General features: G+C 62.3%; 1 protein-coding gene. It reads left to right on the top strand.

Going from position 1 to position 337, the window contains the following annotated elements:
* Nucleotides 1–136: 136 nt before the first annotated feature.
* Nucleotides 137–337, top strand: a 201-nt coding sequence (locus tag FLQ44_RS23320; RefSeq protein ID WP_147696227.1) for a biotin/lipoyl-containing protein, incomplete at its 3' end; no start/stop codon positions are given.

Below are 337 nucleotides of genomic sequence, written 5' to 3'. Positions count from 1 at the left end.
ATTGCCCGATCCGGCTAGACGAGCAGGTCGCCTACTACCAAGCCTGGTGGGATCGACCTGAGGATTCTGACATGAACGACCTCCTTGATACCAAACCCTCTTTAGACTGCACTGCCCAGCCGGGAGCCGACGCCCTATGACCGACATCCTCATGCCGGCGCTGTCCCCCACGATGGAAGAGGGCACGCTGTCGAAGTGGCACATCAAGGCGGGGGACACTGTCTCCGCCGGTGACGTGATCGCCGAGATTGAGACCGACAAGGCGACCATGGAGGTCGAGGCGGTGGACGAAGGCGAGGTGCTGGAGATTCTGGTGGCCGAAGGCTCCGAGGGCGTG

It is taken from the genome of Vogesella mureinivorans (assembly GCF_007644035.1).
GTDB lineage: Bacteria > Pseudomonadota > Gammaproteobacteria > Burkholderiales > Chromobacteriaceae > Vogesella > Vogesella mureinivorans.
The sequence above is the reverse complement of the archived record's forward strand: the minus strand, read 5'-3'. Positions and strand labels throughout refer to the sequence as shown.